The following is a 22,896-nucleotide window of genomic DNA, read 5'->3' on the forward strand; positions in this document are numbered from 1 at the left end:
CACGTTTTTCAATTGGGTAGTCTAATTTCTTTTCGGTTGCCTGCATTTCAATATTCAGATAAATTAATTCATTTGTCTTTGGTTCACGAATTCCCACTAATAAATCTAGAATGATTTTTCCTTTAAGATTGATTTCGGTATTGTAGCCAACAGTCATATTGGCATCCACTTCTATTGATTCAATACAAGTTTTGATCGTTTCTTTATCATATCCTTTAAATTCATCTAATAAATTTTTTGCGTATATCGCAATCACATTTTTATTCGCATTAATTTTCTTTGCGATAGTATCTAAATCCATATTTTTCCTCCTTAATATATAATTCGAAAAAAATTTGGATTTGTAAAAATTTATTTTAAAAAATTTAAAAAAATAGAAACCAGCGAGAAGGGGGAGCTGATTTCTAATTCAATAGTACAATTTAAATTGACATTATACATGTACATTATTATTCTTTTTATTTTCCATATAAACAGTGCCTTCTTTCACAAAAGTATATAAAGCACTTGTGACAGGTACTGCAAACAACATCCCCAATATTCCACTGATATTTCCACCAATCGTAATAGCGGCCAATACCCAAATAGCCGGTAAATTTACTTTTGAGCCAACTACGCGAGGATAAATGAGGTTTCCTTCGACTTGTTGTAAAATTAAGAAGAAGACTACAAATATTATGGCTTTAAAAGGAGATACCGTTAAAATCATAATAAAGCCAACCCCACATCCTACAAATGCACCGACAATAGGAATTAAAGCTGTTACTCCAACTAATGCACCGATCATAGGAGCATATGGCATTCCTAATATCAACATGCCAATCATACAAAGTGTTCCTAGAATCACAGCTTCGGTCGCTTGTCCGGCAACGTATAATTTAAATATACGATTACAAGTAACGCCTACATGAATAATATAATGACCTGCTTTTTCTGGTAACCACGCATGAATTAAACGAGCTACTTGTCCTTTTAATTTTTCTTTTGCGGATAAAATATAAACCGCAAACACTAAACTCACAAAGAAATTCACAGTACCACTGACAACAGATCCCACCATATTGGCAGCTGAGTTCATAATGTTCTTTCCATATGTAATGGCCCATGTTTCTAAGGAATTTTTAATTCCTTCCCAGTCAATGTTTAATGAAGGAATAAAATCAAATACTTTGGCATCATAATTACTCGCTGCATCCAAAAAATCCATTGTGATTTCAATAATTAAGCGAATGGCTTGTACTAACTCAGGAATAACTAAAACACAAATACCTACTAAAATACCTGCTACCATTAAAATAGATAATAAAATAGAAAGAGGACGAACTCCTTTTTTTACTTTATTTTTTATGTTTCTTTCAATAAATCCCATCGGAACATTTAAAATAAGCGCAAAAATAATTCCTAAAATCAATGGCATAGCCAATCCAATCAAGGAAGAAATCGTTGCCGTTAAAACGTCAAAATATTTAATTCCTAAGAATATCAATATACAACAAGTAAAAACACCAACAATCCATTTCGACAACTTTAATAATAATTTATCATCAAACAATCAAATCATCCTTTCTCTATTTTTAAAATTGTATCTTTTTTAATTTCATTTCTTAAATTCAACAAATACTCATTAAATGAAACTTGATCAAAGGCATATGTTAAATTTAAATCATATTCAAGGGGTAACCAAGAAGATAAATCCGAAATATTATGTTGAATTACAGCTTCCATCTTATCAATTGATTTATAAATTCTAGCTTCCATCGTCTTTTGTTCATCCATTTCTTTAAATAAAGACATTAATTCACTGGCAAATGGCTCTTCTAAAGATTCAATCCAGTTTTCTAAAAGTCCTTTTTCATTTTCTTCATTTTGATTTGTCTTTTGAAAAACCGGAATATCCCCTGTAAAACACTCTCCTAAATCATGTACCAGACACATTAAAATGACTTTGTTCATATCGATTTGTTCAAATTCATCTTTCATGAAATATGCCATCAAAGCCATCATCCAACTATGACTTGCCACACTTTCTTCATATCCATTTGAAGTTTGGCAATGACGCATTGTTCCTTTTAATTTTTCGATAAACGAAATTGTATTTAATAATTTTCTTGCTTCCATATCAATAAGAATGCACTAAAATGACATAGAATTCAAGAAAAACGCTATAAATCCTCAACATCGATTACTTTAATACCATGTTCAACTAATAACTGAGTAAAAATTCCTTGTCCCTTCTTTTTCGTACCAGAAAAAGTACCATCATAAACTTCTTTTACCCCACAACTAGGTGAACGAGACTGTAAAATGGCTACATCCACTTTATTTGATAACGCTATATCTAAGGCAAGATGAGCTCCTTTTACAAATTCTTTTGTGACATCAATCCCTTGTTTATTGATTACTTTTTGATCAACAATTTCACTTGGAATTCTTGGCGTTGGAAGTCCTCCTAGGCACTCAGGACAAACTTCAATCAATTCATCGTCTGTAAATTGTTTAAAGATTTTCTCGTTATAATTATTTTTTCCATTGTATTTACAATTATTTCCTAATAAACAAGCACTCACTAATACTTTCATTTTTTACCTCACTCCTATAGTAACATAAAAAGGACTTTCAATCGAAAGTCCCATCTAGTAAATCTTGTAAAGTAATGCCATCGAAATAAGATTCAATTACTTTTTGTGCTCCCTTCCACATTGGCAAGGTTTTACAAGTGTCTTTACGACTACATGGATTTTGGTCACATTCCAAACAAGCAATTAAAGCCAAAGACCCTTCGGCAACTTCTAAAATTTCTTTAACGGTATATTCTTTTGGTAAACGAACTAACTTATATCCACCTTTTTGTCCAATTACCCCTTGCACAAAGTTATTTTTTGTCAAAGAAGGCATAATTCTCTCTAAATACTTTAAAGAAATCTCTTGGCGTTGGGCTACTTCTTTCATAGGAACATAGTCTTGGTCCATGTGCTGTGCTAAATCAATCATTACGCGAAGTGCGTATCTACCTCTTGTTGATATCTTCATATTTATTTATACATTGGCGTTGAAAGATAACGATCTCCTGTATCTGGGAATAAAACAACAATTGTTTTTCCTTCATTTTCTTCTCTTTGTGCAAGTTGAATAGCCGCGCATAAAGCCGCTCCTGAAGAAATTCCTACTAAGAATCCTTCAGTTTTTCCAATTAAAGCACCATATTCAAACGCATCTTCATTGGCAATCGTGATAACTTCATCATAGACTTCTGTGTTTAATACCTTAGGAACAAAACCAGCTCCAATTCCTTGAATTTTATGCGGACCCGCTTGTCCTTTTGATAATACTGGACTCGTTTCAGGTTCAACGGCTACCACTTGAATCTTATCATTTTTTGACTTTAAGTATTCACCAACTCCTGTTACTGTTCCACCAGTTCCAACACCTGCTACAAAAATATCCACGTTTCCTTGTGTATTTTCATATATTTCTGGTCCCGTTGTTTCAAAGTGAGCTTTGGCATTAGCAGGATTTTCAAATTGAGATGGAATAAATGAATTTTCAATTTGAGATGCCAATTCATTTGCCTTTTCAATGGCTCCTGTCATTCCCTTAGAACCATCGGATAAAACCAATTCCGCTCCATAGGCTTTCATAATTTGACGACGTTCAATTGACATTGTATCCGGCATAACAATGATAATTCGATATCCTTTAATGGCAGCTACACTTGCCAATCCAATTCCTGTGTTTCCACTTGTTGGTTCTATAATTACGGAACCTTTTTTTAATTTACCATCTTTTTCCGCTTGTTCAATCATGGCCTTGGCAACTCGATCTTTAACTGAACCCGCTGGATTCAAATACTCTAATTTCGCAACTACTTTCGCTTTCAAGTTAAACTTTTCTTCAATATGCACTAACTCTAATAACGGTGTTTTTCCAATTAATTGATCTGCACTTGTATAAATCATAATGTTTTCTCCTTTACCTACCATTTAAGTTGGTATTAATATACACCGACTCACGTTAGGTGTCAACTATGATTATTTTTCTAGTTCCGCAATTTTTTTAATACGAGCAATATGTCTTTCGCCATTTGAAAAAGGAGTCGTTAAGAACGTATGCACAATATCCTTAGCTGTTTCAATTCCTGTTGTTCTTTGTCCCATGCTTAACATATTGGCATCATTGTGTTCACGAGTTAGACGAGCCATTGTCACATCTGTACATAAAGCACAACGAATTCCTTTTACTTTATTAGCTGCAATGGAAATTCCAATTCCTGTTCCACACATTACAATTCCAAAATCGACTTCTTTATTCGCTACTAAGTCCGCTACTTTTTTAGCATAGTCTGGATAATCCACTGATTCAGGTCCATCACATCCGACATTAATAACTTCATATCCTTCCTTAATCAACATATCCATAATTTCATTTTTATAGCTATAAGCTCCATGATCATTTCCAATCGCAATTTTCATAATATACCTCCTCATATTCTTTACCATTATAATATAAAAAAAACCAAATGATACTACTATCTTTGGTTTATCTGTATTTATCACGCTTACAAATCGTCACAAAAGGACATTGATTACACTTTGGATTTCTAGAAGTACATAAATACCTTCCAAAGAAAATCATATCATGATGGCCCTGATTCCAACGACTTCGATCAATTTTACGTTTTAATTTTTCTTCAACTTTTTCCACACTGTCATTGGGCTTAGCTAATCCTAACCGCTTGGAAACTCTTTCTACATGGGTGTCTACCGCAAAAGAAGGAATATCAAAGGCAACGGATCTTACCACATTGGCTGTTTTTCTTCCCACTCCAGGAAGTGACATTAAATCTTTATAAGATGATGGCACTTGTCCATCAAAACGATTCATCAATTCTTTTGATAAATTCACAATGGAACGTGCTTTATTTTTATATAGACCAATGAAACGAATTAAATCTTCCACATCTTGAATATCCGCCTGTGCTAATGATTTCGCATCGGGATAACGAGCAAACAAACTAGGTGTTACTTTATTAACCGAAGCATCCGTTGTTTGCGCCGATAAAACCACGGCCACTAATAATTGAAACGAACTATTATGTAGTAGTTCACATTTCGCATTGGGGAAGATTTTTTCAATTTCATCTAAAATTTCATTTCCGCTCATCGTTTTCCTTTTTCGATATCTTCAATCGATAATCCTTTATTAGCCCACGAAATTAAAATCTTTTCAATGTAGTTTAAATCCACTTTATCGTAGACAACCGCTTCATTTAAAGCACAAATCACTCGTCTTTCATCATAATTCGAAGCCATATCAATAATACGTTGCATTTCAAAAGGAGATAAAGGACGCTTGAATTCATATTCAAATGTTTCAATTAAAGAAGGCGATAAAGGCACTCCTTTAACATCTTTTTGATAAACACCTTCAATATTAAAAAATAAATTTCCACCATCCATATCAATTGTTAAGTATCCATTATCAGACAAAGACAAGAAAATCTCTTCAACTTCATCCACTTCCATTTTTAACTTATCCGCAATAATTTCATGCGTAATCATGACATGGATTTCATTGTAGTAATCAATCAACAACAAAACCAATGCCTCTTTGGCATTCACATGAAGATTTTCTAAATTTTCTAAAATCCAATTACGACGATTAAAATAATTTTCATTAAAAATATTCATTTAGATCTCCCTTTCATATACCCGTACAAACGTATCAAAATCAATTAAAATTAAACGATTATCTCCTCTAATTTCATAACACGGATTATTGTACCCATAAGCCAATTCAATACTATCACAATTAATTCCATATTCTTCCTTGGCAATTTCTTTGGCCTTATCATAATCAAGATTTATGATTTCTCTTTTCGTAATGGTATCTCCATTTTCATCAAACCAATACAAAGTATCATTTAAATACCCATTATATGTCACATAATCAAAAACATGACAACGAAGACCCTGGATTCCTTCTACTCTCTTTTCTATCTTGGTAATGGTCTGTGCTTCTTTTTCTTCATGAATGCGACTAGGTCCACTAATAAATAAAGACCAGTTCAGCGCAATCAATAAAAACAAAACCACAGCCAAAAGAATGGTAAGACCTTTAGAAGAAATTCTGCTATTTTTCTTCATATAAATCCTCAATTAATGTATGAACTAACTTAGCACTTTGTAGACTAGCCAAAGATACATATTTAGAGAATTCCATCGCATTTTCATTGTGATAAATTGTATCCGAAATAGATCGAACAATGACATAAGGAACATTAAAAGTAGATGCCACTTGGGCAATTGCCCCTGCTTCCATTTCCGAACAAATTGAAGAAGGAAATAAAGACATCACACGATTAAAGTCTTCTTGTCGAGCCATAAATAAATCTTGACTCGCAATCGTTCCAACATGATATGAAATACCACATTGTTCACAAGCCTCTTTACATTTTTCTTTTAAACGATTATCGGCTTTATACCATAAACCAAGTCCTTCTTGACCATCTAATGGAGACGTATCATAATCCGCTTGTACAATATCCTCACTAATGACTAAATCCAATACCTTTTCTTCTTGGATTAAGCCACCCGCTGTTCCAATATTAATGATGCCATCAAGTTGATTTTTCATACATAAAATCGTTGTGGCCATGCTCGCATTTCCTTTTCCCACACCACTTTTACAAATCACAACATCTACATTTTTCATTGTTCCATAGATTAATTCTGTTTTAGCGATTGTTTCTTTTTTCGTCACATCCACAAACTGAATAATTTGTTCAACTTCCGCATCCATTGCCGCAATAATTCCAATCATACGTTCCTCCTGCATACATAAAAGTATTTTTCTCCACTTTGAATGCCTTCTAAATCAAAGTCTGTTGAAACCGAAACAATTTCAAAGTGTTTTTGAAGTTCTTGTTCAAGCCAACTAGGATCATATACTCTTTGAATATGATGTTCTTGAACCACTTCATCATCAAAATAAAACGCAAAATCTTGATAAACCCAATCATCTTCAGACATAATAGACCATTGATAATCACAATCATCAAAATGACCTGTTTCATTAAATTCTTCTTCAAATTCTGTTAAACGATCCAATGAATGAGTATCAAAGAAAAAATATCCATTTATATTTAAGTGATTTTTTACTTCTTCAAAAAAATGAGAAACCTCTTCTTTTGATAAAATATAATTAAAACTATCACATAAACAAGTAATCGCATCAAATGATTTAAAATTAGATAAATCTTTCATATCTTGACAATAAAAATCAATGCGACCATTCTTGTCTTTTTCTTTTGCCTTTTGTACCATTCCCTCACTTAAATCAAGTGCGGAAACCGTATAACCATCTTGTGCAAGCGCCAATGTGATTTCTCCTGAACCACACGCAAGTTCAAGTAATGAACAAGGTTGAACAACGCTTTCAATCCATTTTACCCAAGCTTGGGTTGCTTGTTCATCTTTTACTAAGGCATCATAATAACACGACAATTTATCATAAATCATATTGTTTCACTGGAACATCGCAATACAATCGATCCAGTTGATACACCTGCCTTTCTTCTTGAACAAAGAGTTGCACAACACACTCTTCTAAGTCAAGTAAAATCCATTTTGAATCACTGTCACCTTCCATATGGAAAGACCCTTGCCAACCCGCTTCTTTTAAACGATCTTTTATATTCATGGCAATCGCATAGTTTTGACGAATATTTGTGGTCGAACAAACAATCATATGATCCATAAAAGGAGTTAAACTTTTCATATCATAATCTAGAATATCAAATCCTTTTTTTTCACTAATCGCTTTTAAAACAATTTCATTGATTTCCATTTTTATTCCCTCTTAAATATTTTTTATTTTCTTCAAGTTCATGTTTAAATCCCTTAGTAATATCTTCATTACACAAAGAAATACCATAGGACGTATCATAATCACGTAATGGATCTAGCTTATCGGCACAGAATACCATCATGGCATAAGGATCATCGCTTGTTCCTAATACATGATGATAAATCGCATTAATGATTTGAGCATCATGAATCTTAAAATCACGTTGAACAATTACACTACCTACAAATCCATGCCATACCGCTACGGCATATTTTTTATTTTCTGGACAAAGACTATCCATAATGGGTTCCATTTCTTCTTTTGTCATACTCTTGGCAATGTCATGAAATAAACCCGTATAATACGCTTTTTGAACATCAAATCCATTGTTTCGCGCAAATTCTTCGCATAAATGTGCAACTGAAACTGAATGCGCAAAACGCTTTAGTTTTACTCTTTGAGCCACAAAGTTTTCCACATATAAACGATGTTCATAAATATAGTCTAATACACCATCACACAAATAATCTAATTTATATCCATTACGTATTTCACTACTAGACACAAGAACATCATCCATATGAAGTGTTTGAATGTTGTAGGACGTTGATACAATTTCATGATCTCGATTAAAACAAATGACATGAACAAGCTCACAAATTTGTTCTGGTTCTTTCCATAAATCAAATTGTTTTAATTGATCATTACCAATCATCCAATAAAAATCATGTTCCGGATACATTTGTTTTAATTGTTTAATCGTATCAATTGTATAACTAACTCCTTTGCGTTCCATTTCTAGAGTACATAATTTTAAATGAGGATATGAAGCAATGGACATTAAAATCATATTTTTACGATCTTCATCATTTGTGAGTTTACGATCCTTTAAAGGCGTTAAACTACTCGGTAAAATCCATACCTCATCTAAATTTAATAATTGTTTAGCTCTGTTTGCTAAAGAAATGTGACCCGAATGAATAGGATCAAAAGAGCCTCCTAAAATGCCAATTCTCATTTTTTTAATCCTAATTTATTTTCTTTACTACGTCTATATAAAACAAATGTATGCCCTACGATATGAACAACTTCACTATTTGTAAGTCCAGCCAATTCAATTGCTGCTTCTCGAACCGATACAGGACAAGTTTTTAATAAATTACATTTTACTAATTCATGGGCTTCCAATGAATCTGATAGAGTTTGTGCTAAATTATCACTAATTCCATCTTTCCCAATTTGAAATAAAGATTTATAATTCATACTTAATTTACGTAAATATTTCTTATTTGCACTAGATAACATTAAATCATCGCCTTTCTAAATGTCACATATATACCTTTGTGTACTTTTACACTTACTTCTTCAATTTCCCCACTTATACAAAACCAACCAATTCCATGAATCACTACATCCATTTTTTTATCAATCATCTTTGAATGATATGTATGCATCGTTAAAAGCGATGTATCAAGACAAGGTGACAACATTTCATTTAAATGATTTTGCCATAGGGCATCTGCTTTTTCTAATTTTCCTCTATGAACGGAAATCGAACGCGAAAAATACGCAACTACGCTCGCTTTTCCTTTTACTTTAATATCCAATCGCGCCAATCCCGCTGCCGCAAATGATTGATCTTCATAGATTTGCGAAACAAAAGGACGAATTGGCTTAGAAGGAATCACTGTTTTTAAATCTTTTGGTGATAAATACGTTAATATACTATGATGGTTTTCAATTCCTGGTGTGTCATAGATTGTGTATCCATCTTGTTTAATAGGAACCAAATCAAGTGTTGTTCCCGGATTACAAGAAGTTGTTAAGTCTTTATTTTGATTTAAATGATTTAAAATAGTAGACTTACCAACATTGGCCACTCCCATAAAAACAACATCTTTATCTTCGCGATAATAATCAATGGCTTGATTAATAAAATCAATGGATTCCTTAGCTTCATCACTGTTTTTTAATAAATCACTAGATAATAAAATATCTTTCACGACAATTTGTTCTTCTTGTAGACGCTCCTGTACAAAAGCACTAATTTTTTCGATTGTCAGTGTTTTAGGAAGAAGATCACGCTTTGTCAAAACCATGATAATATCTTTTCCAGGTAATTTTTGATTTAGTTTAGGAATTAGACTGGATTCGAATGCGAATAAATCCACAATCCAGAATACTACCGCATCAATTTCATTGATTTTTTGAAAAGTAGTATTAGACTCAATTCCCTGCTGCATGGAAATTAAAACATCTCCATAATTTCTGATTTTAAAACATCTTTGACAATAAATCGCATCTAATGTAGGTACATACCCAATTTCTTTGGGTCTTTCATTTTGAAGAGCGACTCCACATCCTTTACAATACGCTGCCATTTTTTTCACCTCGCTTTTTACTATCATAATATGAAATTAAAGATTCTGCACACCGAATTCCATCAATTGCACTTGTCATAATGCCTCCGGCATATCCTGAACCTTCTCCTGCTGGATAAATTCCTTTTATATTGGCTTCTAATTGTTCATTACGAACAATACGAACACTGGCTGAACTTCTTGATTCAACTGCTGATAAAACGGAAGTTGAAGCAAAGCCAGGAACTCTTTTTTCAAAATTTTCTAAAGCTTCGTGTAAAGCTAAATTTACAGGTTCACTAAATAATTCATTTAAATTCCCAAATGTATATCCCAAAGCATAAGTTGGTTCTACTTGATCTAAATGAGTGGAAACTACATTATTTAAATAATCCGTTGATAATTGTACAAGTGCTTTATAATCTTTGGCCATTTCAAATGCCTTTTGTTCTAATTGTTCTTGATATTTAAGACCATCAAATAATTCCGTTCCATAATCAGATTCATTTACTTGCACTAATAAAGCACTATTGGCATTCACACCATCACGTGAAGCATAGCTCATTCCATTAATGACTAATTTATTTTTCGAACTACTACAAGGAATCACATATCCTCCTGGACACATACAAAATGTATAGACTCCTTTATTATTAGATGCGGTATGTGTTAATTGATAACGAGCAGGAATCAATCTAGGATCATTGGCATATTCCTTTAACATTGCTTCGTTAATGAATTGTTGTTTGTGTTCAATTCTTACTCCAATCGCAAATGGTTTATTTTCCATGTATACACCTTTATCATGAAGCATTTGGATAGTATCCGTTGCCGAATGTCCAATACTTAATATTAACGCATTACATGGTACTGTTTGTCCATTGACTTGAATCGAAACCAATTCATTATTTTCTATTTCAATGTTTTCTAATTTCGCATCAAAATAGAAAGTTCCACCTAATTTTTTTATTTCTTCTCTAAGATTATAGATAATATCAATAAAGGCATCGGTTCCAATATGAGGATGGGCATCGATTAAGATATCTTTTTTAGCCCCAAAATGAACTAATTCCTCTAAAACCTTACGTGCGCGGCTATCTTTAGAACGAGTCGTTAGTTTTCCATCACTGAACGTTCCCGCTCCTCCTTCACCATATTGTACATTACATTCTTCATCTAATTGTCCTTTAGTCCAGAACGTATTGACTTTTTCAATACGTGTATGAACTTCACTTCCTCTTTCAATCACAATGGGATTGTATCCTTGTTGCGCTAAAATTAAAGCCGCAAACATACCCGCTGGCCCAAATCCAACTACAACAGGACGAGATTTAAGTTCATGTTCTCCTTTAGAAACAAAGTGATATGTTTCATTTGGACAAATATGAACGTCTTTATTTTTTAATGCTTTTTGTTCATTTTTAATTTCACAGTCGATGACATAAGAAAACAAGACCTTTTGTTTGCGGGCATCCACGCTTTTTCTATGAATACTCCATGAAAAAAGGTCTTTTCTTGTAATATTTAGTTTTTTCAAAAGTTGTTTGATAATCACTTTTTCATCATCGACATCACACTTAACTTGAAAAACTCGAATCATACTTTATACCAAATTTTCTAATATCGGATACTTTTCTTTATAATGAATAACTAACGACGCAAATCCTTGTGCTAAGGCAAGTGTCACAAAGTACACAACCAAGTGTGCTTCTGGAAATAAAATCAATAATACTTTCGCAAATAAAATATGAGAAGTATAAATTAATAACGATTCATTTCGCATAGCTTTATATGATTCTTTATATGGAATTTTAATTGTCAACATCCAATTCACAAAGAAATATACAGCTGGAATTAAAGAAATATACATACTTGTAAGATCTCTTAGAATTCCTGTAGCACGATAGATTGTTACTTCTAAAACAAGTAAAATAAAACTAATTAAGAAACCAATTTGATTTAATTTTTTGTCTAATCGTTTTGTTCGCGCTAATAATAAGCCCATGCATACAAACAAAGGACCAAAGAAGAAACCATTCCGTGATGTTGTGAATACTTTAGTAAAGAATTCATAAAAGAAAGAAATCACAGGAATTTGTTCCCATACAAGTGCATAAACATTAATAAAATATCCAAAAATATATAAAATTAAACATACTTTTAGAGTTGTCATTAATCCTTTTTTAGAATATAGAAAAGAAACAATCACTGTAGCCGTCATCAATGCTGGTAAAAACCACAAATGATAATAACTTCCATTTAATAGAAAATCACGAACATAGCTCACAATATTCATAATTTGGAATCCATCTCTTGTATAGTCATAAATTGTATAAGGTAAATAAATAACACTCCAAATTAAATAAATTTTTAATAAACGTAATAAATATTTTTTAACAGATTCCTTGTTCACTTCTTTGTCTTCGCTCCATTTACGAAAGAAGAAAAAACCAGAAGTAGTAAAGAAGAAAGGAACCGCAATTCGACAAATGGTTTGAATAAAATACGTATTCAATGTTTCACTTATTTCATAAAAAGGAAACGTATGAATCGCAACAACTAATAAAGCCGATACATATTTTGCGATATCAATCATCGCGTATTGTCTTTTTTTAGCCATTATTGCCTCTTTTCCATTCTAGGAACACGACTCGTAATACAAGATAGCGTTTCGTTATTGATGGTTTGTGCCTTACGACTAATTTCATCAATCGTCACTTTTTCTTTTCCTTGTTGTCCCACAATACAAACAACATCACCTTGTTTCACATCATCAACCGCTGTAACATCAATCATGCATTGATCCATACAAATATTACCAATCAATGGACAACGAATCCCATGAACCAATACTTCTAAATTCTTATTTGAAACCAATCGAGGTAGGCCATCGGCATATCCTATAGACATGGTTGCGACTTTCGTTGGTTTTTGGGCAATAAAATGACGTCCATAACTTACACTTTGTCCTGGTTCAATCCATTTCACTAAACTAACGTTGGCATATAAAGATAAAATCGGAATAAAATCAGGATTGGATTCAATTTCAACAGAATCATCACTTGTCACACCCATGTATAAAAGACCTGGTCGACAATAATCAAATCCTAAATCTCCATAGTTCAAAATACCATAACTATTTTGAATATGACGAATTCCAGGATTAATGCCATGTTGTTCTAATTGTTGTAACACTTCTTTAAATAATTCAATTTGATGCAAAGTAAATTCTTTACTATCTTTATCTAGTTCATCACTCACTGGAAAATGTGAGAAAATTCCTTCTACATGAATATTTGATAATTGATATTCTTCTAGAATAGAATCCATATTTTTACTTTGATCTTGATAAATGATACCTGTTCGACACATTCCGGTATCCACTTTACAATGAGCGCGAATTTGTACATTTTGTGTCATCGCATATTCATTTAGTGTTTTCGCATAGTCTAAGCTAACTAAGGACTGAATAATATTTTGTTCATGTAGATAATGAAAATGTTCTTCGGGTGTATATCCTAAAATTAGGACATTGTCATCAATACCAGCGTTACGTAAATTTAAAGCTTCATCTATGCTTGAAACACCAAAGAAATCGACTCCACATTCTTTTAGTGCTTTAGCACATTGTACATCTCCATGACCATAGGCATTGGCTTTCACAATTCCCATGATTTTAGTTTCACCTACAAGCTTTTGGATTTCTTGAACATTATGTGCAATCGCTTTGATATCAATTTCCGCCCAACATCGCGAATAAGCTTCTAACATGCTCCTACCACCCTTTGCATCGCAAGGTCAATTAATTGGTCAATTAAATCTGGGAATTCTAAACCAGCTTCTTTCATCATAGAAGGATAACGAGAAGTGGCTGTCATTCCTGGAAGTGTATTTAATTCATTTAAAATTACTTTTTTATCTTTTGTGACAAACATATCGACACGAGCAAGTCCTGAACAATTCATTGCCACATATACTTTTCTAGCTAATTCTTGTGCTTCATCAAATATTTTTTGGTCAATACGAGCTGGACAATAAATATTAGCTCCATCCATCGCATATTTTCCTTCAAAATCAAAGATTCCACGTGTAATTTCAATTTCGTCGCAGCTTCCTGTTCTGATGATTTCATTTCCCATTACAGCACAACCAATTTCAAAACCATCAATCATTTCTTCCACAAGAATTTTTCCACGTCCATCATAATAGAACGCTTCTTCTACAGCTTTTTCAAATTCTGTTTCATTGTTTACTTTTGAAACACCGTAACTACTTCCCGCGTTACATGGCTTAACAATCCATGGAAGTGGGAATAATTCTTGAATTTGTGCAAATGTTAAATTCTTTTTACGGGCATTTAAACAAACGTATTTAGCACATGGAATTTGTGCTTGATCACATAAAATATGCATAATTTCTTTATCCATTGAAATAGCAGATGACATTGTGTCACATCCTACATAATGGATATTCATTACTTCAAATAATCCTTGTAAAGTTCCATCTTCACAGTTTTTTCCATGAACAACTGGGAATACACAATCCAATTCAATGAATTTATTCGAACCATCTAATAAGATAATTCCTTTGTGTGTCCAAGCACATGGAATACAAGTTTCTTCCGATTTCCAATGATCGTGTTCTAAATCATCAATAGTTCCTGTATATACATAGAAATGTCCTTCGACATCAATTCCAATTTTAGTAATATCATATTTTTCTTCATGTATTTGTCTTAAAAATGACGCAGTTGAATGTAAAGAAACAGAGTATTCACTGCTTTGTCCACCAAATACAACCCCTAAACTTAATTTCATTTTACTTCCTCCTCTTTCAATGCACTTACGATTTTATCCATCGCCATTGCACGAGACCCCTTAACTAGAATCGCACAATCTTGATATATATATGGTTTAAGAATATTTACACATTCTTCTTTTGTTTCAAACCACTGACCATTGTACGCTTCTGCACTGAATTTGGATAGTGGTCCAGTACAAATTAATTCATCAATTCCTTTTTCTTTCGCATATAATCCGATTTCATAGTGAAGTTGTTGTTCATTCGGACCTAAATCCAACATATCGGATAACACAGCAATGTGTCTTTTACTTGGAATGCTCATTAAAGTATCGATTGCCGCTTTACAAGATTCAGGATTGGATTTATAAGAATCATCAAGGATTTGACAGTTTTTAACTTTGCATAGTTGAGTACGCATCTTTGTCATTTCCATTTCTTTTAATCCTTTTAAAATTGATTGATCTTGAATTCCTAATTGTTTTGCCAAGGCAATACAAGGAAGAGCATTATCCGCTTGATGAGCTCCTAGAGCATGAACAGTTACTTGTTCATCTAAAATAGAACAAGTAAATTTCATGGAATCTCCTTCCACAATTAAATCACTTGTGACACAAATATCACTTCCCTTTCCAAATGGAATAGCTTTTTTATTCCCAAAGGAAAGCGTTTTTAATACTTCTTCAATTTCTGGGCTTTGTACATTGTAGTATAAAGTTCCATTGTCTTTCATATTTTCAAATATTTCACATTTTGCCTGTGCAATTTGAAGCTTACCACCTAAATTTTCCATGTGAGCAGAACCAATTGTTGTGATAATGGCATAGTCTGGTTGCGCAATGGAACAAAGAAAATCAATTTCCCCTTTATTTTCCATTCCCATTTCTAAAATACCAATTTCAATGTCTTCATCAAATTCTAAGATAGTTAAAGGAAGACCAATTTCATTGTTATGGTTTCCTTGTGTTTTTTGTGTTTTCTTTTCTTGTGAAAAAATAGCGCATAACATATCTTTACAACTTGTTTTTCCATTGGATCCTGTTACCGCAATAATTTTACAAGATAGTGTATCTAAATAAGCTTTTGCCAGTGCTTGTAAAGCTTGCGTTGTATCGTCTACTAAAATATAAGGAACATGTTCAGGATAAGGAACATGGTCTTTTTGCCAAAGCGTAGCGCATTTCATATCTTTCACAAAACTATGTCCATCAACTCTTTGTCCAATTAATGGAATAAATAGCGTTTTTTCTGTTACATTTCGAGAATCTGTTTGAACTCCTTCAATGTCTTGTTCTATATTTCCAAATGCCTGTGTATGCAATAAATCGGCAATTTCTTTCACTGTTTTTTTAATCATTTTCAAACCTCTATTTGGATTATATTATACCATAAAACAACGTCTTTGTTTAGAATTCTATTAAATAGGTCTAAGTCCCCACTTTTAACAAAAAATAGCCATATTTCGTTAAATTTATGGCAAAAAAAACGAAAAAAATGTCATTTCACATATTTTCCCAAAATTATCACACATTTTGTGTCATACTATGTGATATACTTCATTCAAGCAAGGAAAGCCTTGCCGGTATGAATTGATATTCATACTAATTTTCTATCCCCTTAATTTAAGAAAAGACAAGCATCCCCTTAGCTTGTCTTTTCGCTTTTTATAGGAGTATACTATATAAAAAAAGGAGACTTAATATGTGTATATTCTGTAAAATTGTGAATAAAGAAATTCCTAATTATACGATTTATGAAGACGAAACTGTCTTAGCTTTTCTTGATGTAAATCCTACTAGTAAAGGACATACTTTAGTCATTCCTAAACAACACTTTGATTCATTTTTAGAATGTGATTCTGATGTTTTACATCATGTATTCGATGTAGCTCAAAAAATTGCGCTAAAAATGGAAAAAGAACTTGGATGTGATGGAATCAATGTATTATCAAATGTCCATGAAGCTGCTGGTCAAAGTGTAAATCATTTCCATGTTCATTTAATTCCTCGCTACAAAGATAATGATTCTGTTTCCATTGAATTTAATCCAATTGAAAACAAAGACTTTGAAGATGTGATTAAAAAGATTGGATTCTAAACATGGAACAAGTATTTGATATCGGACTGCAAGTCATTCAAAAAATTAAAGACACGCAAAGCGAAAACCTAGAACAAGCTGGTAAATGGATTGCCCATAGTTTTATGGACGGCCATAACTTTTTTGTCAGTGGTTCTGGTCATTCTCATACCGTTGCCGAAGAGTTTTATGGACGAGCCGGTGGCCTTGCCTTCGTAAAGCCTATACTAACAAGTGAATTAACTTTAACAGAACATCCAACTAAGAGTTCTCACATTGAACGTCTTTCTGGTTATGCCAAAATCCTTGTTGATTTGTATGGCATTCAAGAAGGTGATATTGTACTAGTTGCTTCAAATTCTGGTCGTAATGCGTATCCAATTGAATTAGCGATGGAATCACAGAAAAAAGGAGCTAAAGTCATCGCGATTACAAATCTAGATCATTCTAATCATGTCACTTCTCGTCATGAATCTGGTAAATTATTAAAAGATATTGCCGATTTAGTCATTGATAATTGTGGTGTTATGGGTGATAGTGCTTTACACTTAGATGGCATGAAAGCAAGTCTTTGTCCTACTAGTAGTATGGCCAATGCCTTTATTGTTCAAGCTATCAATGTCAGCTGTGCCGAAGAATTATTAGCCAATGGCATTGAACCACCTGTCTTTGTTTCTTTAAACTGCGATGGAAACGAAGATGTGAATGATGTTTTATTTAAAAAATATACGCGTTTATATTAAAATTGATGGCAAATGCCATCATTTTTATTTTAATAAGTGATTGTTTTCAAAGATAAAAGGACGACTAACGGGTTGATTTTCATTCACGTCGTATTTTTCCATCAAATATTTTGATAATTGTTTACGGTTTTTAAATTTAATGAGTTGATACGGTTCTTGGAAAGCTAATTTTTCAAAGAAATATAAGCCATCTTTGTCATCAAAAAGCAGTCCCGTATGTCCGATTTGAAGAACGTTTTCATCATCTATATCACTATGAAAGAAAACAGAAATCAAACTAACTTTATCTTGTTTTGAAAATACAATTCCTCGTTTTTTCCATTCTTCATGAATTGTATTCACGTGTTCTTCAATGTCTTTGGTCATCGTTGTTTCAATGTCTTCATAAAAACGAGCAAATTTTTGTTCTTCTCCCTTTAAAGCACTATTATCTTCTTGTAGAGCATACAAATCCAATGGTACAGCTTCTTTTATTGGTTTGGATTCTTGTATTTCAATGTATTGACTGAATAAAGAAAATGCCGTAATGCGACAATTATATCCTAAAAAATCAGGGTGTTTTTTATCCCATCTTGCTTGAATTTCATATGGATCATATTTATTTTCTTTCCTTAATGGTTCAAATCCTTTACTTAGTTCATCGTTTTTAAATACTTCGTTGATTTGATAAATGTGTTGAAATAATATTTCTTATTTAGATTTTAAAATCGTATCTTTCATTAATTTCGATAAAAGTTCTTGTGATTTTAAATCGTTTAAATTTGAATATACAATTCTATTTTGATATCCCATGCCAACAATTAATAAGAGAACGATAATCGGTATAATTATTTTTTTCATAAATTTCCTTTCCTGTCTTATCTTATCAAGGCATTCTAAATTTTTGAGTTAAGGATTATAAAGATTTAATAAAAAAACTCTAATCTTGTTGATTAGAGTCCGTTTCTTGATGAATTTGTTCAATGGTATATTGGCCACCATAAATGCGTTGAATATAACCCGCAAAATCTAGATTTGTGATTTCATTTTCAGATAAATACGCTTTCTCTCCAAACACATCTTGTTTATCGACTTTATTGCCATCGTTTACTTCCGGAATTGAAACCGTATAGTAAAGAATAGTTTCATCGTCTTTGTGTAAATAATTCATTTGATACATCACTAAAACACGATCACTTGCCTTACTGTTGTTAGATTTCATGAAACATTGATACACAACATGTGATTGTTCTAATTTCGATTCTTCGTTTAATTCATTGGCTTCAATAATTTGTTTGGCATTGTTTTCTAGATATGAATCCGCTGCTTTCAATAAATCATCCAAATATTTTTCATCGATTTGTTCTAAAGAAGCATAACGATCATTTAACCCAGATACAACGATATCCATTTGCGTATTGATAGCTTCGAAGTGATATAAACTAGCCAATTGTTCATCGAAACTGGCTTGTACGTGAATAACCAATCCATTGCGTAAATTTTCATTGGGAGTAACCACATATGTTACACTTTTATAAAAGTCTTGGGTTCTTTGGTTTAAGTCCATGACTTCATTTTTAGCACTGGCTGAGGCATTTCCGTTTTCCCCGGTATATTCGATAGATAGACCTTGCATCACATCGACTTGAATGGTTCTCAAAAAGAACATATACGTCAACATGACCAAGATGACACATATAGCTCCTAGAGAAATAAAATATGTAAGTTTCGTTTTTATTTTTATCTTATCCATATTCTCATTTTAATCAAAATACTCCGCTTTTTCCACTGCCCTATGCACAAAGCGAAGCATATTGTCATCCTCCTGTCGTTCTAGTATATCTTTAGCATCTTGTATACAGACTTCCATAATGGCTTTGTCTTTATTTAAGTCTCCTAAAATAAAGTTGGGAAGTCCACTTTGTCGTATTCCTAAGATATCACCTGGCCCACGAATCTGCAAATCATAATCTGTGACTTGAAATCCATCAGTTAGTGTTTCCAACATTTTTAAGCGTTTAATGGCTTGTTCATCACTTGAATTACTTAATAAGAAACAATGACCTTGTTGCTCACTTCTTGCACATCTTCCTCTTAATTGATGAAGGGTACTTAGTCCAAAGCGATGGGCATCGTATATAACCATATATATCGCATTCTTAACATCAATTCCAACTTCAATAACTGTTGTACTTACTAATATATCGAGTTCATGATTTTTAAATTGATTCATCACTTCTTCTTTTTCTTCTTTTTTTAGTTTTCCATGTAATAGTCCAATGCGAATATGAGGAAGTGTTTTTTTCATACCATTATAAATAGAAGTCGCACTTTTCATAGATGGATCATTTTCATCAATAGCAGGACATACAACGTAACATTGATAACCTTGTTGGATGCCATCTAATATTTCATCTAAAACAGGAGCCATGCTCTTGCCTTTCACGTACTTTGTTTTTACGGGTTGTCTTCCTTTGGGCATTTCTTTAATGTTGGTAATGTCCATATCACCAAATAAAAAATGTGCATACGTTCTAGGAATGGGTGTTGCCGACATCATTAAAAAATCAACATTTTGTCCTTTTTCAAGTAGGGCTCGTCTTTGTTTCACACCAAATCGTTGTTGTTCATCGATTATGACTAAACCTAAATTAGAAAAAATGACATTTTCTTGAAATAAGGCATGAGTTCCTACCACAATAGGTATGGTTCCTGTTTTTAATCCTTCCAATGTTTCTTTTTTTTCTTTGACTGGAAGACTTGAAACATAATAAGCACATTCTAAATTTTGTGCTTTTAAGTTTTCATAGTGTTGTTTTGCCAAAATTTCAGTAGGCGCTAAAAATACAGCTTGATATCCTGATAACCAACTTGCGTATAAAGCAGCAATGGCGACCATTGTCTTTCCACAGCCTACGTCTCCTTGCACAAGGCGAAACATAATTTTATTGGATTTCATGTCGTTTAATATTTCATGAATTCCTTTTTGTTGGTCTTTAGTAAGTGTATATGGTAAAGAATTCATCCATGTTTCGATAATTGTTTCATCGAATTTTCGCGGTATTTTAAATTCTGTTTGTACTTTCTGATTTTGAACGGCTTGCATAACACACTGAAACCGTAAAAATTCATCGTATTTCAAAGTACGAATAGCCAATTCAATGTCTTTTTTTGTTTTAGGTTGATGAATTAAAGTATATGCTTGTTTTTGAGTCAACAAACGATATTTCAAACGATATTGTTCCGGTATCACGTCTTCAATTTCATCCACAAACGTAAGGGCTTTGGCCATAATTTGATGCATTTCATTTTGTTTCAACCCTTCTGTTAAACTATAAACAGGATGAATTCCAATTTGTTCTTTCAAAGGCTTAAAATTATAATTTGATGCCACAACTTTATGGTTTCCTTGATATGTTCCAAATAAAGTAATGACTTTCCCAAATGTAAATTGTTGCGTCCAAGGACGATTAAATAATGTGATTTCTAATTCTTCATCCCAGCTAATGACTTTAAATTTTGTCATGGAACGATTCTTAGATAAACGAATCACTTGTGCTTGGCGACAAATCAGTCCTTCAAAACAAACCGAATCGTTTTCTTTCCAATCTAAAAAAGGTGTAGACTGTATTGTCTCATATCGCATCGGATATGTTTTCAATAATTCCTCTACACTATTAATTCCCATTCGATTTAAAAGTTCAGTTCGCCTCTTGGTGCACTTCATCACTTCTAGATTCATCTTCAATGCAACTCTTTCTTCTAATAAATAAAATATAATTAATATCTAATAATCCATAACAGAATGCCAAAATGATATACATCACAACATAGGCAATACAATCGACAATTGCCAACTTAAATCCTGCCGCAAAGAATAAAAATACCATTAATGACATCAATGGATTTCCGTATAATAAAACTAAAACACTTAATGAACATGTGTCAAATCCTTTAGCCGCACTTAACATTCCACTTGAAATAGTATCTAAGAAAATCATTATTAATAAACAAATACAGAATTTATTAATAATAGAACGGTTTTCTTTTTTAATCACATTCCAAACAAATTTTCCTAATTCTTTATAAGATGATTTACCACTAGCTAATCCATAAAAATAAATTAATTGTATTGGAATCATATAAACCATAATTAATAAGCCAACAATCTGCATAAACATATTGTCTTTTCCTATCATGGGTTGAAGAATTCCTAAACAAATAAATAAATACAATAGTTCTAATGATAAAACTTTTAAAATAGAATTTGTGTCAATTTTCTTATCGATTTTCCATGTCTTTAAACAAAGCCAATAGAATCCAACACTACTAATTAATCCCATAATCATTTCAAACACGAAAAACATAATTCCTTCAAATGTATTGGATCCAACTAAGAAAACAACATTATATAAAGCACTTAAAACATATAAATACCCCATTGGAATCAATGCCGGTTTAATATCAATATTTTTTAATAATTTCACAAAATCACCTCGTACCTATTGTAGCACAAATCACTTCCATTCTGTATAATATAAAGAATGGAGGTACCTTATGCAAACAATTGATATCGTTATCACAATGGAAGACGGATCGGTAATGGAAGCAGAACTATATCCAACCATTGCACCTAGAACCGTTGAAAATTTTGTGAAATTAATTAATGAAAAATTCTATGATGGTATTATTTTCCATCGTGTAATTCCTGGTTTTATGATTCAAGGTGGAGACCCTGAAGGAACAGGAATGGGTGGCTCAAAAGAGACAATCAAGGGTGAATTTGATGCCAATGGTTTCAAAAATAAATTGAAACATACACGTGGTGTATTATCTATGGCTAGAACATCTTATCCAAATTCAGCTAGTTCTCAATTCTTTATTATGCACCAAGATGCTCCTCATCTAGATGGTCAATATGCTGCTTTTGGAAAAATCACAAAAGGAATTGAAGTCGTAGACAAAATTGCGAGTGTTAAAACAGATTTTAGAGATAAACCTAAAACACCACAAGTTATTAAGTCAATTCGTTTAAAGGAATAGAGTAGAGGGAAAATAAACTATTTTCGCCCCTCTCATTGCACCGTACGTAC

General features: G+C 32.5%; 29 protein-coding genes. 3 read left to right on the forward strand and 26 right to left on the reverse strand.

From position 1 onward, the window contains the following. The 21 genes from ACI313_RS08930 to ACI313_RS09030 all read right to left on the reverse strand — a co-directional run. A partial coding sequence (locus ACI313_RS08930) for a hypothetical protein (protein WP_439755825.1) occupies window positions 1–301 on the reverse strand: 301 nt, incomplete at its 3' end. 132 nt (window positions 302–433) lie between these two features. Then, the gene (locus tag ACI313_RS08935) at window positions 434–1,552 is read right to left on the reverse strand and encodes an AI-2E family transporter (RefSeq protein ID WP_439755826.1); all 1,119 of its coding nucleotides are present in this window, start codon (window positions 1,550–1,552) and stop codon (window positions 434–436) included. 5 nt (window positions 1,553–1,557) lie between these two features. Beyond that, the gene (locus ACI313_RS08940) at window positions 1,558–2,118 is read right to left on the reverse strand and encodes an HD domain-containing protein (RefSeq protein ID WP_439755827.1); all 561 of its coding nucleotides are present in this window, start codon (window positions 2,116–2,118) and stop codon (window positions 1,558–1,560) included. Window positions 2,119–2,162: 44 nt separating this feature from the next. After that, complete coding sequence (locus ACI313_RS08945; RefSeq protein ID WP_439755828.1) at window positions 2,163–2,579, reverse strand: DUF523 domain-containing protein; 417 nt, start codon at window positions 2,577–2,579, stop codon at window positions 2,163–2,165. A 37-nt stretch (window positions 2,580–2,616) separates the two neighbouring features. Then, complete coding sequence (locus ACI313_RS08950) at window positions 2,617–3,030, reverse strand: RrF2 family transcriptional regulator (RefSeq protein WP_320608223.1); 414 nt, start codon at window positions 3,028–3,030, stop codon at window positions 2,617–2,619. Between the two features lie 2 nt (window positions 3,031–3,032). Further along, entirely contained in the window at window positions 3,033–3,956 is a 924-nt protein-coding gene (gene cysK, locus ACI313_RS08955) for a cysteine synthase A (RefSeq protein ID WP_439755829.1), read from the reverse strand. A gap of 72 nt (window positions 3,957–4,028) precedes the next feature. Continuing rightward, a complete protein-coding gene (gene rpiB, locus ACI313_RS08960; RefSeq protein ID WP_320608221.1) occupies window positions 4,029–4,469 on the reverse strand; it encodes a ribose 5-phosphate isomerase B in 441 nt (146 codons plus the stop codon). A 67-nt stretch (window positions 4,470–4,536) separates the two neighbouring features. Beyond that, on the reverse strand, window positions 4,537–5,160 hold the full coding sequence (nth, locus tag ACI313_RS08965) for an endonuclease III (RefSeq protein ID WP_320608220.1): 624 nt from the start codon (window positions 5,158–5,160) through the stop codon (window positions 4,537–4,539). Then, the gene (locus ACI313_RS08970) at window positions 5,157–5,687 is read right to left on the reverse strand and encodes a DnaD domain-containing protein (protein ID WP_320608219.1); all 531 of its coding nucleotides are present in this window, start codon (window positions 5,685–5,687) and stop codon (window positions 5,157–5,159) included. The genes nth and ACI313_RS08970 overlap by 4 nt, the downstream gene beginning before the upstream one ends. Further along, window positions 5,688–6,143 carry a hypothetical protein gene (locus ACI313_RS08975; RefSeq protein WP_439755830.1) on the reverse strand — a complete coding sequence of 152 codons (456 nt, stop codon included), beginning with the start codon at window positions 6,141–6,143 and terminating at the stop codon, window positions 5,688–5,690. Continuing rightward, the gene (locus ACI313_RS08980; RefSeq protein WP_439755831.1) at window positions 6,130–6,819 is read right to left on the reverse strand and encodes a 5'-methylthioadenosine/adenosylhomocysteine nucleosidase; all 690 of its coding nucleotides are present in this window, start codon (window positions 6,817–6,819) and stop codon (window positions 6,130–6,132) included. Before ACI313_RS08980 ends, ACI313_RS08975 begins: the two co-directional genes overlap by 14 nt. Continuing rightward, a complete protein-coding gene (locus tag ACI313_RS08985; RefSeq protein ID WP_320608216.1) occupies window positions 6,816–7,517 on the reverse strand; it encodes a class I SAM-dependent DNA methyltransferase in 702 nt (233 codons plus the stop codon). The genes ACI313_RS08980 and ACI313_RS08985 overlap by 4 nt, the downstream gene beginning before the upstream one ends. Beyond that, entirely contained in the window at window positions 7,507–7,845 is a 339-nt protein-coding gene (gene rsfS / locus ACI313_RS08990) for a ribosome silencing factor (RefSeq protein ID WP_320608215.1), read from the reverse strand. The genes ACI313_RS08985 and rsfS overlap by 11 nt, the downstream gene beginning before the upstream one ends. Then, on the reverse strand, window positions 7,832–8,863 hold the full coding sequence (locus ACI313_RS08995) for a nicotinate-nucleotide adenylyltransferase (RefSeq protein WP_320608214.1): 1,032 nt from the start codon (window positions 8,861–8,863) through the stop codon (window positions 7,832–7,834). Before ACI313_RS08995 ends, rsfS begins: the two co-directional genes overlap by 14 nt. After that, the gene (locus tag ACI313_RS09000; protein WP_320608213.1) at window positions 8,860–9,150 is read right to left on the reverse strand and encodes a YhbY family RNA-binding protein; all 291 of its coding nucleotides are present in this window, start codon (window positions 9,148–9,150) and stop codon (window positions 8,860–8,862) included. The genes ACI313_RS08995 and ACI313_RS09000 overlap by 4 nt, the downstream gene beginning before the upstream one ends. Next, a complete protein-coding gene (yqeH, locus tag ACI313_RS09005) occupies window positions 9,150–10,226 on the reverse strand; it encodes a ribosome biogenesis GTPase YqeH (protein ID WP_320608212.1) in 1,077 nt (358 codons plus the stop codon). The genes ACI313_RS09000 and yqeH overlap by 1 nt, the downstream gene beginning before the upstream one ends. Then, window positions 10,210–11,805, reverse strand: coding sequence for an NAD(P)/FAD-dependent oxidoreductase (locus ACI313_RS09010; protein WP_320608211.1), 1,596 nt, complete (start codon window positions 11,803–11,805; stop codon window positions 10,210–10,212). Before ACI313_RS09010 ends, yqeH begins: the two co-directional genes overlap by 17 nt. A gap of 3 nt (window positions 11,806–11,808) precedes the next feature. Continuing rightward, window positions 11,809–12,825, reverse strand: a complete 1,017-nt coding sequence (locus ACI313_RS09015; RefSeq protein ID WP_320608210.1) for an acyltransferase — start codon at window positions 12,823–12,825, stop codon at window positions 11,809–11,811. Further along, entirely contained in the window at window positions 12,825–13,976 is a 1,152-nt protein-coding gene (gene alr / locus ACI313_RS09020) for an alanine racemase (protein WP_439755832.1), read from the reverse strand. The genes ACI313_RS09015 and alr overlap by 1 nt, the downstream gene beginning before the upstream one ends. After that, entirely contained in the window at window positions 13,970–15,022 is a 1,053-nt protein-coding gene (locus tag ACI313_RS09025; protein WP_320608208.1) for a D-alanine--D-alanine ligase family protein, read from the reverse strand. The genes alr and ACI313_RS09025 overlap by 7 nt, the downstream gene beginning before the upstream one ends. Then, complete coding sequence (locus ACI313_RS09030) at window positions 15,019–16,362, reverse strand: UDP-N-acetylmuramoyl-tripeptide--D-alanyl-D-alanine ligase (protein ID WP_320608207.1); 1,344 nt, start codon at window positions 16,360–16,362, stop codon at window positions 15,019–15,021. Before ACI313_RS09030 ends, ACI313_RS09025 begins: the two co-directional genes overlap by 4 nt. 317 nt (window positions 16,363–16,679) lie before the next feature. On the opposite strand from ACI313_RS09030, the gene ACI313_RS09035 reads away from it, so the two are divergent. Both ACI313_RS09035 and ACI313_RS09040 read left to right on the forward strand, forming a co-directional pair. Beyond that, the gene (locus ACI313_RS09035; protein WP_439755834.1) at window positions 16,680–17,102 is read left to right on the forward strand and encodes an HIT family protein; all 423 of its coding nucleotides are present in this window, start codon (window positions 16,680–16,682) and stop codon (window positions 17,100–17,102) included. Window positions 17,103–17,104: 2 nt separating this feature from the next. Then, entirely contained in the window at window positions 17,105–17,824 is a 720-nt protein-coding gene (locus ACI313_RS09040; protein WP_320608206.1) for an SIS domain-containing protein, read from the forward strand. A gap of 24 nt (window positions 17,825–17,848) precedes the next feature. On the opposite strand, the gene ACI313_RS09045 is transcribed toward ACI313_RS09040, so the two are convergent. The 5 genes from ACI313_RS09045 to ACI313_RS09065 all read right to left on the reverse strand — a co-directional run bounded on the left by ACI313_RS09045 (window position 17,849) and on the right by ACI313_RS09065 (window position 22,290). Continuing rightward, a complete protein-coding gene (locus tag ACI313_RS09045) occupies window positions 17,849–18,511 on the reverse strand; it encodes a DUF4300 family protein (protein WP_439755835.1) in 663 nt (220 codons plus the stop codon). A 3-nt stretch (window positions 18,512–18,514) separates the two neighbouring features. Beyond that, a complete protein-coding gene (locus ACI313_RS09050; RefSeq protein WP_439755833.1) occupies window positions 18,515–18,664 on the reverse strand; it encodes a hypothetical protein in 150 nt (49 codons plus the stop codon). A gap of 79 nt (window positions 18,665–18,743) precedes the next feature. Next, window positions 18,744–19,556 carry a hypothetical protein gene (locus ACI313_RS09055; RefSeq protein ID WP_320608204.1) on the reverse strand — a complete coding sequence of 271 codons (813 nt, stop codon included), beginning with the start codon at window positions 19,554–19,556 and terminating at the stop codon, window positions 18,744–18,746. A 9-nt stretch (window positions 19,557–19,565) separates the two neighbouring features. After that, window positions 19,566–21,545, reverse strand: coding sequence for an ATP-dependent DNA helicase RecG (locus ACI313_RS09060; protein ID WP_320608203.1), 1,980 nt, complete (start codon window positions 21,543–21,545; stop codon window positions 19,566–19,568). Further along, window positions 21,505–22,290 (reverse strand): hypothetical protein, encoded by a 786-nt coding sequence (locus ACI313_RS09065; RefSeq protein WP_320608202.1) that lies wholly within the window; start codon window positions 22,288–22,290, stop codon window positions 21,505–21,507. The genes ACI313_RS09060 and ACI313_RS09065 overlap by 41 nt, the downstream gene beginning before the upstream one ends. Window positions 22,291–22,360: 70 nt before the next feature. Between ACI313_RS09065 and ACI313_RS09070 the strand changes: the two genes are divergently transcribed. Then, window positions 22,361–22,846 carry a peptidylprolyl isomerase gene (locus tag ACI313_RS09070; RefSeq protein WP_320608201.1) on the forward strand — a complete coding sequence of 162 codons (486 nt, stop codon included), beginning with the start codon at window positions 22,361–22,363 and terminating at the stop codon, window positions 22,844–22,846. The last annotated feature ends 50 nt before the right edge of the window (window positions 22,847–22,896 follow it).

Origin of the sequence: Floccifex sp. (assembly GCF_051873495.1) — a bacterium.
Taxonomy (GTDB): Bacteria; Bacillota_I; Bacilli_A; order Erysipelotrichales; family Erysipelotrichaceae; genus Floccifex.